Origin of the sequence: Streptomyces sp. NPDC002935 (genome assembly GCF_040611295.1) — a bacterium.
GTDB lineage: Bacteria > Actinomycetota > Actinomycetes > Streptomycetales > Streptomycetaceae > Streptomyces.
Genome location: NZ_JBEXNW010000015.1, coordinates 74,755 through 91,001 on the forward strand (window position 1 = coordinate 74,755; position 16,247 = coordinate 91,001).

Genomic DNA, 16,247 nt, shown 5'->3' on the forward strand with positions numbered 1-16,247 from the left:
TGGGCTCGGGACGGGCCCCACCCCTACGCCCCCAGCACGGTCCGCAGCTGGGTCAGCCCCCAGTCCAGGTCCTCCTTCTCGATGACGAGGGGCGGGGCGATCCGGACGGTGACGCCGTGGGTGTCCTTGACGAGGACGCCCCGGTCCATCAGCTTCTCGGAGATCTCCCGGCCCGTGCCGTACGCCGGGGCGATGTCGACGCCCGCCCACAGCCCGCGCCCGCGCACCGCGGTGACATGACCCGAGTCCTTCAACAGGCCCAGCTCATGGTGCAGATGCTCACCGAGCTCGGTCGCCCGCCGCTGGTACTCGCCCGACCTGAGCATCGCGATCACCTCCAGCGCCACCGCACAGGCCAGCGGATTCCCCCCGAACGTGGACCCGTGCTCCCCGGGCCGGAACACCCCCAGCACCTCCGCGCTCGACACCACCGCCGACACCGGCACCACCCCGCCGCCCAGCGCCTTCCCGAGGACGTACATGTCCGGCACCACGCCCTCGTGCTCGCACGCGAACGTCCGGCCGGTCCGGCCCAGCCCCGACTGGATCTCGTCCGCGACGAACAGCACGTCACGGTCCCGCGTGAGCTCCCGCACGGCCGGCAGATAGCCCGCCGGCGGCACCAGCACCCCCGCCTCGCCCTGGATCGGTTCGAGCAGGACGGCCACGGTGTTCTCTGTGACCGCCCCCCGCAGCGCGGTCACGTCCCCGTACGGCACGATCTCGAACCCCGGTGTGTACGGGCCGAAGTCGGCCCGGGCCTCCGGGTCCGTCGAGAAGCTGATGACCGTCGTCGTCCGCCCGTGGAAGTTGTTGCCCGCGACCACGATCTTCGCCATCTCCGCGGGGACGCCCTTGACCTTGTACCCCCACTTCCGGGCCGTCTTCACCGCGGTCTCCACCGCCTCCACCCCGGTGTTCATCGGCAGCACCATCTCCATGCCGCACAGCGACGCAAGCTCCCGGCAGAAGTCCGCGAACCGGTCGTGGTGGAACGCCCGCGACGTCAACGTCACCCGGTCCAGCTGCGCTTTCGCCGCCTCGATCAGCCGCCGGTTGCCGTGGCCGAAGTTCAGGGCCGAGTATCCGGCCAGCATGTCGAGGAAGCGGCGCCCCTCGACATCCGTCATCCAGGCTCCGTCCGCCGTGGACACGACGACCGGCAGCGGGTGGTAGTTGTGCGCGCTGTGCGCATCGGCCGAGGCGATGAACGCCTCCGTCGTCTCCCTGGCATCCATAGCGGTCACGGGATCTCCGTTCTCTGACGAGCGGCACGGGGGGAGTGGCGCGGTCTTCCCCAGCACGCCGCACGGCGCGTTCTTCCCGGGCCCGGGCACGTGATGCCCGCGCTGGGTGGGCTTGTGGCCTATTTCCTATCGTCGCTCGCATGGTGGACCGGGGACCCCGGTGATCCGGCGCGCCCGGTAGGCTGACGGACGGGGCCGTGACTGGCGCGCTGGGATGGGACCGACCATCGGGGAGCGGCACCCGCGCTGCGACCTTTCCGGGGACAACCCCGGACCTCCGAACGGAGAAGCAGGCCGTCCTGAGGGGCCCGGAGTGTCCGGGCCCGGAGTCGTGGCAACCGAGTGCCGTGCGCCTGGGCCGACCCGTGAACGCTGAACGCCACGTCCGGAGGCCGTCATGCCAGAGCCCCTTTCCACCGAGTCCACCGCCTTCCGCAGCGCCCTCGACGTGATCCGGGCCGTGGAGCCCCGCGTCGCCGACGCCATCGGCCAGGAAGTCGCCGACCAGCGCGACATGCTCAAACTGATCGCCTCCGAGAACTACGCCTCCCCGGCCACCCTCCTGGCCATGGGCAACTGGTTCAGCGACAAGTACGCCGAGGGCACCGTCGGCCGCCGCTTCTACGCCGGCTGCCGCAACGTCGACACCGTCGAGGCCCTCGCCGCCGAGCACGCCCGCGAACTGTTCGGCGCCGAGCACGCCTACGCGCAGCCGCACTCCGGCATCGACGCCAACCTCGTCGCCTTCTGGGCCGTCCTCGCGGCCCGCGTCGAGGCCCCGGCCCTCGCCAAGGCCGGCGTCCGCAATGTCAACGACCTCTCCGAGGCCGACTGGGCCGAACTGCGCCAGGCCTTCGGCAACCAGCGCATGCTCGGCATGTCCCTGGACGCCGGCGGCCACCTCACCCACGGCTTCCGCCCGAACATCTCAGGAAAGATGTTCGACCAGCGCTCCTACGGCACCGACCCCGCCACCGGCCTCATCGACTACGAGGCCCTGCGCACCTCCGCCCGTGAGTTCAAGCCGCTGATCCTCGTCGCCGGCTACTCCGCCTACCCCCGCCTGGTGAACTTCCGCATCATGCGGGAGATCGCCGACGAGGTCGGCGCCACACTCATGGTCGACATGGCCCACTTCGCCGGCCTGGTCGCGGGCAAGGTCCTCACCGGTGACTTCGACCCGGTCCCGCACGCCCAGATCGTCACCACCACCACCCACAAGTCGCTCCGCGGCCCGCGCGGCGGCATGGTCCTGTGCGACGAGACCCTCGCCGAGCAGGTCGACCGTGGCTGCCCGATGGTTCTCGGCGGCCCCCTTCCCCACGTCATGGCCGCCAAGGCCGTCGCGCTCGCCGAGGCCCGCCGACCCGAGTTCCGCGACTACGCCCAGGCCGTCGTCGACAACTCCCGCGCCCTCGCCGAGGGTCTGATGCGTCGTGGCGCCACCCTGGTCACCGGCGGTACCGACAACCACCTCAACCTCATCGACGTCGCCTCCTCCTACGGCCTGACCGGCCGTCAGGCCGAGTCCGCCCTGCTCGACTCGGGCATCGTCACCAACCGCAACGCGATCCCCGCCGACCCCAACGGCGCGTGGTACACCTCCGGTATCCGCATCGGCACGCCCGCGCTGACCACCCGTGGGCTCGGCGTGACCGAGATGGACGAGATCGCCGGTCTGATCGACCGCGTCCTCACCGCCGCCGAGGCCGGCACCACCGCCAAGGGCGCCCCGTCCAAGGCTCAGCACGTGCTGGACGCGAAGATCTCCGACGAGATCGCCCACCGCGCCACCGACCTGCTCACCGGCTTCCCGCTCTACCCGGAGATCGACCTCGGCTGACGCGCCGCACCGGGCCCGGACCGACCCGAGGCACTCGGGCCGTCCGGTCCCTACAGGTCGATCAGCTCCTGTCGCGGCTCCCGCGGCGACCCGGCATCCTCACGCCGGGCCGCCGCGCGGCGTCTGAACCAGGGAACGCCGACGCCGAGAGCCAGACCCGCCGCGAGTCCGGGCAGCACCCACGTGACCCGCTCCACCGCGTCCGGCTCCGCCTCGGCCGGCACCGCCACCGGCGCGGAGCCGAACAGCTTCCCCTCCTCGGCCAACTGCCCGAACACCGAGCGCGGCGCCCGATGCCAGCGGATGTCGTCGTCCACCACGTCGGGCGACGGATCCGAACGCACCCACGGCGTACCGTCCGGCGCGAGGAACACCTGGTCCTGGCGCTCGATGGCGACGTCGCCGCCGGGCGCCCGACCGGTCTGCGGCCAGCCCCCGACACCGGTCAGCCCCCAGATCACCGTGGCCCGCACCTCGGGGAACCGGCCGTGCGTCCACGCTTCGGGCACTCTTTCCGTCCCCGTGTACCGGGGCGAAAGCAGCCGCCACAGCCGTCCGAAGTCCCGCTCCTCGGCGTGCAGCGTGGTCGTCCGACCCGTGTCACCCGCGATGACCAGGGCCATGTCCGGGGTGTCGCCCCTCCCGTCCCCCCAGGTGCCCGCCGAGGCGGGCGCCCGCGGTGCGCCGAGCGCCGCCAACACCATGGACACGAGAAACAGGACGCGCACCCCGGTCCCGATCCGTCCGATCCGGCACCTCATAAGTCCCCCTCACCCGACCAGCACGTCACCCGTCCCACAACCCCTGTCGAGGCTCCCCCTGGTGAGGGCGCCGTATCCGGGCCGACAGGCCCGGTCGCAGCTGCGGGTATCACCCACCGCCCGACGGCCGGTGTCACTTCTGGTACACCGCTCGACCGGCCGGGGTTCCCTCCCGACGCCCACGGATTCCGAGCCACGCTCAGCGCCGGCGGGTCCGGCTACTTCAGCGACTTGGCGATCTCCAGTGCCCTGGTCTTCGAGGACACCCCCTCCAGCCGGAGCGTCACCTCGCCGTCGTGTGTCCACAGCAGTGTGGGCCCGGCGGTCCGCTCGGCGCGGGTGAAGCGGTGGCCGTCCGCGTCCACGAGCCAGAAGCTCAGAAGATGTGGCTCGGGGAACCACAGCGCCGGATCGCCGAACTCCTCCTCGTCGCCGCCCAGTCGCAGCCACTCCGGCTGCTCCCGCACCGTCTTCGTGAAGCCGATGTCCAGCCGCGCCGGGTACGCGTCGATCCGGATCGTGCGCCCGTGCTCGCGCCAGCACAGGCTCATCAGCAGCCGCCCCCGCGGCTCGGGCGTCACGGTCACCGCGTCCGGCACACCGAGAGCCCCGGGTACGAGGGGCTCGAACCCGGCCCGCCGCCCGGCCTGCGCCAGTGTCAGGGAGCGACCGGGGCAGCCCGGCACCCGGGCCCCTGCCGAGGGCACCGCCGACGGGTCGTACCGCACCTCGACGCCGCCGAAGCCGAACCAGTCGACGACCGCCGCGCGCACCGGGGGCGTGAGCACGAGGACCGTCAGCACTCCGCACAGACCCGCCGTGAGCGCGCGTCGGCGGGCCCGTGCCCAGCGGCGCAGCGCGCGCAGCCGCTCGCGGGGCCCCGGGGTCCCGGGCGGCGGGACCGGAATCCCCTGCCGCCGCCCGGAGGGCGCGGCGGGTACCTCCATCGCGAGCAACTCCGTCAGCACCCGCTCGACCATCGACTCGTCGCCGTCGGTCCCCGGGTCGTCCAGCGACCGTCCGAGCGCCCGCAGCTCGTCCGGCAGGTGTGAGGCGTCCGCACGGGCGGGCCGGCCCCGGTCGCGGCCGGACTCCGTACCGCCGGCGCCCCCGGCCCCGGCCCCGGCCTCGTAGGGCTCACTCATGCTCGTCACCCCCTTCCCGAGGCTCGCGAGGTTCCAGGGCGGGCAGCAGGCGGCCCAGCTTGCGCAGCGCGCGGTTGAGCCGGGACTTCACCGTGCCGCGCGGCCAGCCCAGGGCCTGGGCCGTCTCCGGTTCGTCCATCTCCAGGAGATAGCGGTAGGCGACGACGAGGCGGTGGTCCTCGCTCAGCTGATCCAGAGCGGCCAGCAGCGCGTCGCGGCGCTCCGACGCCAGCGCCGCGACCGCCGGGTCCGCCGACTCCGGTATCAGCGGCTCCGCCTCCGCCATCGCCGCCTCCCGGCCTGCCAGCGTCCGCTGACGCACCGCCGTCCGCACTGTGTTCCTCGTCTCATTGGCCACGATCGACAGCAGCCACGGCTTGAACGCCGTGCCGTCCCGAAAGCGCCCCAGCGAGCAGTACGCCTTGACGAAGGCCTGCTGCACCACGTCCTCCGCGTCCGCACCCGCTCCGAGCGCCCTGGCCGCCCTGATCGCGATGCCCGTGTGGGCACGGACCAGCTCCGCGTACGCCTCCGGCTCCCCGGCGCGTACCCGTGCGATCACCACGGCCTCGTCGACGACGATGCGGCCCCCCTCCCGCGTCCTCACACTCTTGGTACACCGCCCGAGGCCGATCGGTTCCCACCCGCGCCCCACCTGTTTCCGGCCAGTTCCGGAGCGGGCCCCGGTACCTGAGAGAATGGTGAACATGGCCTCTGACAGTCCTCGCGTGCTCTCCGGAATCCAGCCCACGGCAGGCTCGTTCCACCTCGGCAACTACCTCGGCGCCGTCCGTCAGTGGGTGGCCCTCCAGGAGTCACACGACGCGTTCTACATGGTCGTCGACCTGCACGCGATCACGATTCCGCAGGACCCCGCGGACCTGCGTGCCAACACCCGGCTCGCCGCCGCGCAGCTGCTCGCCGCGGGTCTCGACCCGGAGCGGTGCACGCTGTTCGTCCAGAGCCATGTCCCCGAGCACGCGCAGCTCGCCTGGATCATGAACTGCCTCACCGGCTTCGGCGAGGCCTCCCGCATGACCCAGTTCAAGGACAAGTCCGCCAAGCAGGGCGCCGACCGCGCGAGCGTCGGCCTCTTCACGTACCCGATCCTCCAGGTTGCGGACATCCTGCTGTACCAGGCCAACGAGGTCCCGGTCGGTGAGGACCAGCGCCAGCACATCGAGCTCACGCGCGACCTCGCGGAGCGCTTCAACGGCCGCTTCGGCGAGACGTTCACGATCCCCAAGCCGTACATCCTCAAGGAGACGGCGAAGATCTTCGATCTCCAGGACCCGTCGATCAAGATGAGCAAGTCGGCGTCGACGCCGAAGGGCCTCATCAATCTGCTCGACGATCCGAAGGCGACCGCCAAGAAGGTCAAGAGCGCGGTCACCGACACGGACACCGTCATCAGGTATGACACGGAGTCGAAACCGGGTATCAGCAATCTGCTGACCATCTACTCGACCCTCACCGGGACCGGAATCGGGGAACTGGAGCAGAAGTACACCGGCAAGGGCTACGGTGCGCTGAAAACGGACCTCGCCGAGGTCATGACCGACTTCGTGACCCCGTTCCGGGAGCGCACCCAGGAGTATCTGGACGACCCGGAGACACTCGACTCGATCCTGGCCAAGGGCGCCGAGAAGGCCCGTGCCGTCGCCGCGGAGACGCTCTCCCAGGCGTACGACAAGGTCGGATTCCTGCCCGCCAAGCACTGACGGCCGATGCCGCCACCGTACGCGCGGCCGTGCCGCTGTCGTAGGGCGGCGGCACGGCTCTCTACCACAGCCCCTTCGGCAGTCAGTACGAGACGAGCGCGACACTCGTCCGGCCGCCGATTGCGGGCGATACCGCCGTACAGTCGATAGCCGGGCAGGGAGCAGAACCACCCCTGCCCGCGCAGCACCACCGCACAGCCGCTGACCATCGAACAACGACAGGAGACGACGTGGGGACCGTAACGATCGGTGTGTCGATCGCGGTCCCGGAGCCTCACGGCAGCCTGCTCCAGGAGCGGCGCGCGGGCTTCGGCGACCCCGCGGCTTCCGGCATCCCCACGCACGTCACCCTGCTGCCGCCGACCGAGGTCGACGACTCGGCGCTGCCCGCGATCGAGGCGCATCTCGTCGAGGTCGCGGCCGCGGGACGCCCGTTCCCGATGCGGCTGTCCGGCACGGGCACCTTCCGCCCCCTGTCGCCGGTCGTGTACGTCCGGGTCGCCGACGGCGCGGAGGCCTGCACCTGGCTGCAGAAGCAGGTCCGGGACGCCTCAGGACCCGTCGCCCGCGAGCTGCAGTTCCCGTACCACCCGCACGTCACCGTGGCGCACGGCATCGACGACGAGGCGATGGACCGCGCCTTCGCGGCGCTCTCCGGATACGAGGCCCAGTGGCCCTGCACCGGATTCGCCCTCTACGAGCAGGGTGCCGACGGCGTGTGGCGCAAGCTCCGCGAGTTCGATTTCGGCGGCGCCGTGGTGCCCCCGCAGGCGGGCGCGCCCGAGCGGGACACCACACTGCCGGCGCTCTAGGACGGCCGGCCCGAACCCCGGGCCCCGCCGCCGGGCTGCGCCCGGGCCCCGGCCTCCGTGGTCACCGCGCGGCCGCGGCATCTCAGATCGGCAGCCGCCGGAACACCGCTCGTGGCGCGTGCCGCAACGCCGACATGACCACCCGGAGCGCCCCCGGCACCCAAACCGTCTCGGAACGGCGCCTCAGCCCCAGCTCGATCGCCCCGGCCACCGCCTCCGGCGTGGTCGCCAGCGGTACCTCCTCCAGACCGGCCGTCATCCGCGTACGGACGAACCCGGGGCGTACGACCATCACGTGCACGCCCGTGCCGAACAGGGCGTCGCCCAGGCCCTGCGCGAAGGCGTCCAGGCCCGCCTTGCTGGAGCCGTAGATGAAGTTCGAGCGGCGGGCGCGTTCGCCCGCGACCGAGGACAGCACCACCAGGGAGCCGTGCCCCTGCGACTGCAGCGCCCGCGCGCACACCAGGCCGGAGGACACCGCGCCCGTGTAGTTGGTCTGCGCGACCCGCACGGCCGCGAGCGGCTCCTTCTCGTCCACGGCCTGGTCGCCGAGCATCCCGAAGGCCATCAGCACCATGTCGATGTCGCCCTCGGCGAAGACCTTGCCGAGCACGGCCTCGTGGGACTCGGGATCGAGGGCGTCGAAGGCCATGGTCCGGGCGTCCGCGCCCAGTCGGCGCAGTTGCCCGGCGGCCTCCTCCAGGGCGGGCGAGGGCCGTCCGGCGAGCCAGACCGTGCGGGTGCGCCGGGTGATCAGCCGGCGCGCGGTGGCCAGCGCGATCTCGGACGTGCCGCCGAGGATCAGCAGGGACTGGGGGATACCGAAGGCGTCCTTCATGAAAGCTCAAGCTCCTTGAGGCGAGGGAACGAAGACGGGCGGCCGGGAACGTCGGTCTACAGGCCCAGGCGGCGGGACAGGTCCGAGGTGAAGACCCCCCGGGGGTCCAACTCCTGCCGCAGGGACCGGAACACGCCGAGCCGCGGATACATCGCGGCCAGCAGCTCGGGTCGCAGCCGCGCGTCCTTGGCCAGGTACACGCGCCCCTCGGCGCCCGTCACCTCCTCGTCCAGCTCGTCGAGGAAGGCGCCGAGGCCCGGCAGGTTCGCCGGGATGTCCAGGGCGAGGGTCCAGCCGGGCATGGGGAAGGACAGCCAGCCCGGATCGCCCGGTCCGAAGCGCTTCAGGACGGCGAGGAAGGACGGGCAGCGGTGCTCGGAGATGCGCCGCACGATCGTGCGCAGGGCCTCCTCCCGGCCGTGTCCGACGACGAACTGGTACTGGACGAAGCCGCCGCGCCCGTAGACGCGGTTCCAGTGCGGCACCCCGTCGAGGGGATGGAAGAAGGCCGGGATCCGCTGGAGTTCGCCGGTCCGCGCGCGGGGCGCCTTCCGGTACCAGAGCTCGTTGAAGAGGCCCACCGTCGTCCGTCCGAGGAGCCCTTCCGGTACGAAGGCGGGGGCGGCCGGCAGGTGCGACGTGCGGAACGCCAGCGGGTGTCTGCGCGCGCGTGGGGGCAGCGAGTCCAGCGGCGCGTGATCGCCGCGGGTCAGGACCGAGCGCCCCATCCGCGCCCCGCGCGCGAGGAGATCGATCCAGGCGACCGAGTAGCGGTACCGGTGGTCGGTGGCGGTGAGACGGGCCATCAGGTCGTCCAGGTCCACGGCGCGTTCGGTGTCGACGGACATCAGGGCGGTCTCCACCGGCTGGAGGCGGACGGTCGCCGTGAGGATCACACCGGTCAGGCCCATGCCGCCCGCCGTGGCGTCGAAGAGGGGGGTGCCGCGCCCGACCGTCCGGATCTCGCCGTCCGCGGTCAGCAGCTCGAAGGAGAGGACGTGACGGGCGAACGAGCCCGACACATGGTGGTTCTTGCCGTGGATGTCCGCGCCGATCGCGCCGCCCACGGTCACATAGCGGGTCCCCGGCGTCACCGGCACGAACCAGCCGAGGGGGAGCAGGACTTCCATGAGCCGGTGCAGGGACACTCCCGCGTCGCACAGGACCGTGCCGCCGTCCACGTCGATGGCGTGGATCCGGTCCAGGCCCGTCATGTCGAGCACCGCCCCGCCCGCGTTCTGCGCGGCGTCGCCGTACGCCCGCCCGAGCCCCCGGGCGATCCCTCCCCGTGCCCCGCACTCCCGGACGGCGGCCGCCGCCTCCTCGTAGGTGCGCGGGCGGACCAGACGGGCGGTGGTCGGGGCGGTGCGGCCCCAACCCGTGACGGAGACGGTGTCGGCAGGCATGACCGTGACCGTAGCCCCGGTAAGGGTGCACAACGGGGCAATCTACCCGGCCCTCACGGCTCCTCACCGAAATGGGTGATTAATGGGATGTCGTCCAAGATTGCCGTAATTATGTGACCCCTCCCTAGAAGAGTGGGACCACATGGACGACCTTGACGACCGTGACGACATGGATCGGCGGCTTGACGACCATGGCCACCGTGGTGACATGGATCAACGGCTGGACAGCCGCGACGATCACGACGACATGGACCGACGGCGTGACGCCATGGACCGCCGACTTGATGGCGTGGACCGTCGGCTGCTGTCCGCACTCCACGCGTACGGCACGGACCCACGCGTCGCGGCCGTCGCGCGCGCCCTGTCCTGGACCGGGGAGCACGGCGCGCTGTGGCTCGCCGCGGGGCTCGCGGGGGCGGCGGCCGACCGCGAGCGGCGCGGCGCGTGGTTGCGTGCGACGGCGCTCACCGCCACCGCGCACCTCGCGAGCATGGGGGTGAAACGCATCGTGCGCCGCCCGCGCCCCACGCACGTGGAGCCCCGGGTGCGCACGGCGGGACGGCACTCCTTCCCCAGCTCCCACGCCGCGTCGGCGGCTGCCGCGGCGGTCGCCTACGGCACGCTCGGCGCGTACGCCGTCCCGCCGCTCGCCGCCGCGATGTGCGTCTCGCGTCTCGTCGTCGGCGTCCACTACCCCACGGATGTAGCCGCCGGCGCGGCCCTGGGCGCCGCGGCGGCCGGACTGGGCGCGCGGTGGATCGGGGCCGGCCATGGCTGAGCGCACGGCACTCCTGGAGCGCACCCCCGCCGCCGCCCCGCCGCCGAGGAGCCTGACCGGACTCGTCCGGGGCCTCGTCAGGACCGCGCGTCCCCGTCAGTGGGTGAAGAACGTGCTCGTCGTGGCCGCCCCGGCCGCCGCGGGCCAGCTCTTCTCACGGCACGCGCTCGTCCAACTCGTCCTTGTCTTCGCCCTGTTCACGGCCTGCGCCGCCGCCGTGTACCTGATCAACGACGCCCGGGACGCCGTCGCCGACCGCGCCCACCCGGTGAAGCGCCACCGCCCGGTCGCCGCGGGCCTGGTCCCCGTCCCGGTCGCGTACGCCGTCGGGGGCACCCTCGCGGTCCTCGGGCCCGCCGTCGCCGCCTGGCTCTGCTCACCGTCCGTCTGCGCCCTGCTGACCGCGTACATCGGCATGCAGCTGGCGTACTGCGTCAGCCTGAAGCACGTGCTCGTCGTGGACCTCGTCGTCGTCACGACCGGGTTCCTGATGCGGGCGATGATCGGCGGCCTGGCCCTCGGTATCCCGCTCTCTCGCTGGTTCCTGATCACCACCGGCTTCGGGGCGCTGTTCATGGTGTCGGCGAAGCGTTACTCCGAAGCCGTGCAGATGGCCGGGACAGCGGGCGCCACGCGCGCGTTGCTCACCGAGTACACGACCGGCTACCTGCGCTTCGTCTGGCAACTGGCCGCCGGGGTCTCCGTCCTCGGCTACTGCCTGTGGGCCCTGGAGGAGGGCGGAGTCCCCAGCACGGGCGTGCTGCCGTGGCGCCAGCTGTCGATGGTCGCCTTCATCCTGGCCGTCCTGCGCTACGCCGTCTTCGCCGACCGGGGAACGGCGGGCGAGCCGGAGGACGTGGTCCTGCGCGACCGCGCGCTCGCCCTCATCGGCCTGGTGTGGCTGGCGATGTACGGGCTCGCGGTGGCGAACTGGTGAGCGTCACCGAGGACCGGCCCGGCTCCGGGCCCCCGACGGTCCGCGGGGCGGCCGTCACGGAGCCGGTCGACCAGGGACCCGCCGCACGGGAGACGGTGGCGGTCCCCGGGGCGACCGGTCTCCGGAAGTCGTTCCTGCGTGAGCTCCTCGGGTTCGCCGCCGTCGGATTCCTCGCCTACGCCGCCGATCTCGGCCTCTTCGTCTGGCTGCGCGGGCCGCTGGGTCTGGACCCGCTGACCGCCAAGGCGCTGTCCTTCCTGGCCGGTTGCTCGGTGGCGTACGCGGGGAACGCGCTCGGCACCTACCGGCACGCGGCCGCCCGCGGCCCGCGCCCGTACGTGATCTTCTTCGCGGTGAACGTCGCGGGCGCTCTCGTGCAGCTCCTCTGCATCGCCGTCAGTCACCACGGGCTCGGGTACACCTCACAGCGGGCGGACACCGTCTCGGGCGCGGGAATCGGCATGGCACTGGCCACTGTCCTGCGTTTTTGGGGTACCCGGTCATTGGTTTTCCGAGGCGAGGGCAGAGTCGGATCATGGACTGGCTGAAAAAGATTCCCGGCGTGGGGCCCCTGGTCGTGCGCCTGATGGCCACGCACGCGTGGCGGTCGTACGAGCGGCTGGACCGGGTGAAGTGGACGCGGCTGGCCGCGGCGATGACCTTCATCAGCTTCGTGGCGCTGTTCCCGCTGCTGACCGTGGCCGCGGCGATCGGTGCCGCCACGCTGAGCACGCAGCAGCAGAAGGACCTCCAGGACAAGCTCGCCGAGCAGGTGCCGGGCATCTCCGACCAGCTGGACATCAACGGTCTCGTCCAGAACGCCGGCACGATCGGACTCATCGCGGGCGCCCTGCTGCTGGTCACCGGCATCGGGTGGGTCGGCTCGATGCGGGAGTGTCTGCGCGCGGTCTGGGAACTGCCCGACAGCGAGGAGAACCCCCTCCTGCGCAAACTCAAGGACGGCGGCGTACTCATCGGGCTCGGCGGCGCCGTGCTCCTCACCATCGCCGTCTCCACGCTCGCGTCCACGGCGGTGGGCTGGTCGGCGCGGCAGGTCGGCCTCGACGAGAACGGCTGGGGGAGTGTCCTGTTGCAGGCCGCCGCCTTCACGGTGGCCGTGCTCGCCGACTTCCTGGTCCTGCTGTACGTCCTCACGCTGCTGCCCGGCGTCGATCCGCCGCGCCGTCGGCTGATCGTCGCGGCGCTGATCGGCGCCGCCGGGTTCGAGCTGCTCAAGCTGCTGCTCAGCGGCTATATGCGGGGTGTGGCGTCGAAGAGCATGTACGGCGCCTTCGGGGTGCCGATCGCGCTGCTCCTGTGGATCAACTTCACTTCGAAACTGCTCCTGTACTGCGCCGCCTGGACGGCGACGCGGAGCAAGGAGTCGGAGCAGACCGCGGAGCAGACGGCGGCGGAGCAGCGGACGGAGGCCGAGCGGGACCCGGCGGACCCGGACGAACGTGCGGGTGCGGACGGGTCGGCCGGCCCGCGTGAACCGTCCGGCTCGGAGGGCCGGAACACCTCGGGGGCTCCGAAGAACGCGAAGGCTCCGGAGCCCCGGGTGGTCAGCGGCGGCGGCGCATCAGGTCCGGCAGCGGCCAGCGGCGGTTGATCAGGAAGACGCCCCCCGCGAGCAGAACGACGAGGCCGCCCGCGATGCCGAGCGCGACACCGATACCGCTGGTACCCCCCTTGGCCGTGGCCGTGGCGGTTGCCACCGGCTTCGTGGAGGCGGTGTCGGAACTCGCCCCGTCCGATGCCTTCGCGCCCGGCTGCGCGGTGGTGTCGACGCCCTTGGGCGGGACCAGTTCACCCACCGGCTGGACCTTGCCCGCGGCCTGGAACCCCCAGTCGAGGAGATGCGCGGCCTCCTTGTAGACCTCGTTGTGCTCGCTCTTCTCCGGGTTCATGACCGTGACGAGCAGTACCTTGCCGTCGCGTTCGGCGACACCCGTGAAGGTGGCGCCCGCGTTGGTGGTGTTGCCGTTCTTCACACCGGCGATGCCCTGGTACGTGGTGACGTCGCTGTCACCGGTCAGCAGCCGGTTGGTGTTCTGGATCTCGAAGGACTCGCGGGTGGTCCTGCCCTTCTTCCCCTTGGTCGTCGCGCCGGGGAATTTCGCCCGCACCGTGGAGCAGTACTCCCGGAAGTCCTTCTTCTGGAGCCCCGAACGGGCGAACAGCGTCAGGTCGTACGCCGACGACACCTGGCGCCCGGCGTCGTAGCCGTCCGGGCTCACCACGTTCGTGTCGAGGGCCTGGAGGTCCTCGGCATGCGCCTGCATGTCCTTGACCGTATCGTCGACGCCGCCGTTCATCGCGGACAGCACATGCACGGCGTCGTTGCCGGAGCGCAGGAAGACACCGAGCCACAGGTCGTGGACGGTGTACGTCTCGTTCTCCTTTATGCCCACCATGCTGGAGCCCGAGCCGATGCCCGCCAGGTCGGAGGAGGCCACCTTGTGCGGGGTGGTCTTCGGGAACTTGGGCAGCACCGTGTCCGCGAACAGCATCTTCAGGGTGCTCGCCGGGGGCAGCCGCCAGTGCGCGTTGTGCGCGGCCAGGACGTCGCCGGACTCCGCGTCGGCGACGATCCAGGAGCGGGCGGTGATGTCCTTGGGCAGGACGGGGACGTCACTGCCGAGGTTCACCTGGTTCCCGGGCCGGCCGAGCTGCTCACCGCCGACGGTCGACATGTCCGCGGGGGGAGTGGCCGACGGCGAGGTCGTGGGGCTCTTCGTCGGGCTCGGGTCGGCGACGGCGTCGGCGAACGCGGGCGCCGCGAGCGAAAGAGTCAACAAGGTGGCAGAAGCGACCAACAAGGATCGCTCGACGGTCTTTTTCGAGGCAGGCACGGTCGAGAAAGTACAGGGGTCACGACGGGAAGTCCCAACACCTCTCGGGGAAGTCTCCTCGCCCTCTCCACCCCGGCGCCGGGTCACGGTCGGCGACGGCGATACTGAACGTATGAAGCTCAGCCGCCCCGTGTCCTGGTTCCTGCTCGCCTTCGGGGTGTGGAGTTGGGTCATTTGGGTCACTTTCGTAAAGAACCTGTACAAAGACGGCAGCGGGCTCGCGTTCGACGACGCGGGTGATCCGACGGCGTACTTCTGGGTGCATCTGACACTCGCCGTCGTTTCCTTTGTGTTGGGGACGGTCGTCGGGGTCATCGGGTTGCGCGGCGTACGCGCTTTGCGCCAGACGTCATAACGGGGGATACGGCGTCATGGTCATCGTGTTCGTGCTGGTGGGTGTGGCCGTACTGGCCGTGCTCGGCGGGTTCCACTGGTATGCCTGGCGACGGCTGGTCCGGGACACCACGGCCGGCCCCGGAGCGGTGCGCCGGGTGGGCGCGGCCGTCTTCGTCGCCGGGCCGCTGCTGATGTTCGGCGCGGTCGCGAGCGAGCGTGCGGGTGCTCCCTTCTGGCTCCAGCGGACACTGGCCTGGCCAGGGTTCCTGTGGATGGCGCTGGCCCTGTACCTCGCGCTGGCGCTGCTGGTGGGCGAGTTCGTACGGCCGGTCCTGCGGTGGGCCGTGGAGCGCCGGGCGGGCGGACGGCAGGAGACCGACGGGACCGCGTCCCCGGCCGCGGTCGTGGCGACGCCGCGCGAGAGCGTACGGTCCCGGTCCGGCGCGTCACCGGCGAGTACAGGAGACAGTGCCGCCGACACGCGGACCGCGACGAGCGGACCTGCCGGCACATCGCCTTCGGCGGCTCCGGCGGAACGGTCGGAACCCACCGGACCCGCGGGTTCGGCCGAATCGGCGGGGTCGGCGGAATCGGCGGGGCCGACCGGCTCAGCGGGGCCGACCGACGCGGCCGGACCGGCGGGGGCCGTTCGTTCCCCGTCGCGGCGCCTCTTCGTCTCGCGTGTCGTGGGTGGCGCCGCCGCGGCCGCCGCCGTGGCGACCGTGGGATACGGGACGTACGGCGTACTGCGCGGGCCCGCGGTGAAGCGGGTCACCGTGCCGCTCGCCAAACTGCCCCGGTCCGCCCACGGCTTCCGGATCGCCGTCGTGAGCGACATTCACCTCAGCCCGGTGCTCGGGCGGGGCTTCGCCCAGAAGGTCGTCGACACGATCAACTCCACCCAGCCGGATCTGATCGCCGTTGTCGGTGACCTGGTCGACGGCAGCGTGAAGGATCTCGGGCCGGCGGCCGCACCGCTCGCTGGGCTGCGGGCCCGGCACGGGGCCTATTTCGTCACCGGGAACCACGAGTACTTCTCCGGAGCCGAGCAGTGGGTCCGGGAGGTGCGGGAGCTGGGGATCCACCCCCTGGAGAACGCGCGGACCGAGCTGCCCGGATTCGACCTCGCCGGCGTGAACGACGTACAGGGGGAGAGCGAGGGGCAGGGGCCCGACTTCGGCAAGGCGCTCGGGGACCGGGACAGGACCCGGGCCTGTGTGCTGCTCGCCCATCAGCCGGTGCAGATTCATGATGCGGTACGCCACGGAGTCGACCTCCAGTTGTCCGGCCACACCCATGGCGGGCAGCTGTGGCCGGGGAACCTGATCGCGGCCGCCGCCAATCCGACGGTCGCGGGCCTGGAGCGCTACGGCGACACGCAGTTGTACGTCTCCCGCGGCGCGGGGGCCTGGGGGCCGCCGACCCGAGTCGGTGCGCCCTCGGACATCACGGTCGTGGAGCTGGCCTCCCGAGAAGCCTGAGAGTCCGCTGTGAAACGTGCTGGAAATGATCGTTCGCCCGGGTCCGGCACACTCTTCCGGATTCCCTTCCCCGGCTGAAACACCTGT

The 16,247-nt window shown here is 71.7% G+C and carries 16 protein-coding genes; 9 read left to right on the forward strand and 7 right to left on the reverse strand.

Features of this window, described 5'->3' with window-relative positions; genetic code table 11:
- Nucleotides 1–23 precede the first annotated feature (23 nt).
- A complete protein-coding gene (gene rocD, locus ABZX90_RS21590) occupies nt 24–1,238 on the reverse strand; it encodes an ornithine--oxo-acid transaminase (protein WP_351128342.1) in 1,215 nt (404 codons plus the stop codon).
- Nucleotides 1,239–1,644: 406 nt separating this feature from the next.
- On the opposite strand from rocD, the gene ABZX90_RS21595 reads away from it, so the two are divergent.
- Nucleotides 1,645–3,090, forward strand: coding sequence for a glycine hydroxymethyltransferase (locus ABZX90_RS21595; RefSeq protein ID WP_351128257.1), 1,446 nt, complete (start codon nt 1,645–1,647; stop codon nt 3,088–3,090).
- A gap of 50 nt (nt 3,091–3,140) precedes the next feature.
- On the opposite strand, the gene ABZX90_RS21600 is transcribed toward ABZX90_RS21595, so the two are convergent.
- The 3 genes from ABZX90_RS21600 to ABZX90_RS21610 form a co-directional block, all read right to left on the reverse strand.
- Nucleotides 3,141–3,818 carry a hypothetical protein gene (locus tag ABZX90_RS21600; protein ID WP_351128255.1) on the reverse strand — a complete coding sequence of 226 codons (678 nt, stop codon included), beginning with the start codon at nt 3,816–3,818 and terminating at the stop codon, nt 3,141–3,143.
- 251 nt (nt 3,819–4,069) lie between these two features.
- A complete protein-coding gene (locus tag ABZX90_RS21605; protein WP_355207064.1) occupies nt 4,070–4,996 on the reverse strand; it encodes a hypothetical protein in 927 nt (308 codons plus the stop codon).
- Nucleotides 4,989–5,558, reverse strand: coding sequence for an RNA polymerase sigma factor (locus ABZX90_RS21610; protein ID WP_351128340.1), 570 nt, complete (start codon nt 5,556–5,558; stop codon nt 4,989–4,991). The genes ABZX90_RS21605 and ABZX90_RS21610 overlap by 8 nt, the downstream gene beginning before the upstream one ends.
- A gap of 145 nt (nt 5,559–5,703) precedes the next feature.
- On the opposite strand from ABZX90_RS21610, the gene trpS reads away from it, so the two are divergent.
- Both trpS and ABZX90_RS21620 read left to right on the forward strand, forming a co-directional pair.
- Nucleotides 5,704–6,717 (forward strand): tryptophan--tRNA ligase, encoded by a 1,014-nt coding sequence (trpS, locus tag ABZX90_RS21615; RefSeq protein ID WP_351128252.1) that lies wholly within the window; start codon nt 5,704–5,706, stop codon nt 6,715–6,717.
- Nucleotides 6,718–6,947: 230 nt separating this feature from the next.
- Nucleotides 6,948–7,529 (forward strand): 2'-5' RNA ligase family protein, encoded by a 582-nt coding sequence (locus tag ABZX90_RS21620; RefSeq protein WP_351128250.1) that lies wholly within the window; start codon nt 6,948–6,950, stop codon nt 7,527–7,529.
- An 82-nt stretch (nt 7,530–7,611) separates the two neighbouring features.
- Here the strand turns inward: ABZX90_RS21620 and ABZX90_RS21625 are convergent, their stop codons facing one another.
- Both ABZX90_RS21625 and ABZX90_RS21630 read right to left on the reverse strand, forming a co-directional pair.
- Nucleotides 7,612–8,367 (reverse strand): decaprenylphospho-beta-D-erythro-pentofuranosid-2-ulose 2-reductase, encoded by a 756-nt coding sequence (locus tag ABZX90_RS21625; protein ID WP_351128248.1) that lies wholly within the window; start codon nt 8,365–8,367, stop codon nt 7,612–7,614.
- Between the two features lie 56 nt (nt 8,368–8,423).
- Nucleotides 8,424–9,773, reverse strand: coding sequence for an FAD-binding oxidoreductase (locus ABZX90_RS21630; protein WP_355207069.1), 1,350 nt, complete (start codon nt 9,771–9,773; stop codon nt 8,424–8,426).
- A gap of 268 nt (nt 9,774–10,041) precedes the next feature.
- Here ABZX90_RS21630 and ABZX90_RS21635 point away from each other — a divergent pair, with 268 nt between their 5' ends.
- From ABZX90_RS21635 to ABZX90_RS21650, 4 genes are all read left to right on the forward strand, one after another.
- Nucleotides 10,042–10,551 (forward strand): phosphatase PAP2 family protein, encoded by a 510-nt coding sequence (locus tag ABZX90_RS21635; RefSeq protein ID WP_351128338.1) that lies wholly within the window; start codon nt 10,042–10,044, stop codon nt 10,549–10,551.
- Nucleotides 10,544–11,488 carry a decaprenyl-phosphate phosphoribosyltransferase gene (locus ABZX90_RS21640; protein WP_351128244.1) on the forward strand — a complete coding sequence of 315 codons (945 nt, stop codon included), beginning with the start codon at nt 10,544–10,546 and terminating at the stop codon, nt 11,486–11,488. The genes ABZX90_RS21635 and ABZX90_RS21640 overlap by 8 nt, the downstream gene beginning before the upstream one ends.
- 95 nt (nt 11,489–11,583) lie before the next feature.
- Nucleotides 11,584–12,036, forward strand: a complete 453-nt coding sequence (locus ABZX90_RS21645) for a GtrA family protein (RefSeq protein ID WP_351128336.1) — start codon at nt 11,584–11,586, stop codon at nt 12,034–12,036.
- Nucleotides 12,024–13,100: a YihY/virulence factor BrkB family protein gene (locus tag ABZX90_RS21650; RefSeq protein ID WP_355207072.1), complete on the forward strand. Its 1,077-nt coding sequence runs from the start codon at nt 12,024–12,026 to the stop codon at nt 13,098–13,100. The genes ABZX90_RS21645 and ABZX90_RS21650 overlap by 13 nt, the downstream gene beginning before the upstream one ends.
- Here the strand turns inward: ABZX90_RS21650 and ABZX90_RS21655 are convergent.
- Nucleotides 13,054–14,343: a D-alanyl-D-alanine carboxypeptidase gene (locus ABZX90_RS21655; protein ID WP_355207075.1), complete on the reverse strand. Its 1,290-nt coding sequence runs from the start codon at nt 14,341–14,343 to the stop codon at nt 13,054–13,056. The two genes, ABZX90_RS21650 and ABZX90_RS21655, sit on opposite strands and share 47 nt — an antisense overlap.
- Before the next feature lie 112 nt (nt 14,344–14,455).
- Here ABZX90_RS21655 and ABZX90_RS21660 point away from each other — a divergent pair, with 112 nt between their 5' ends.
- Nucleotides 14,456–14,698 carry an SCO4848 family membrane protein gene (locus ABZX90_RS21660; RefSeq protein WP_266761959.1) on the forward strand — a complete coding sequence of 81 codons (243 nt, stop codon included), beginning with the start codon at nt 14,456–14,458 and terminating at the stop codon, nt 14,696–14,698.
- 16 nt (nt 14,699–14,714) lie between these two features.
- Entirely contained in the window at nt 14,715–16,160 is a 1,446-nt protein-coding gene (locus ABZX90_RS21665; protein ID WP_351128238.1) for a metallophosphoesterase, read from the forward strand.
- Nucleotides 16,161–16,247 lie beyond the last annotated feature (87 nt).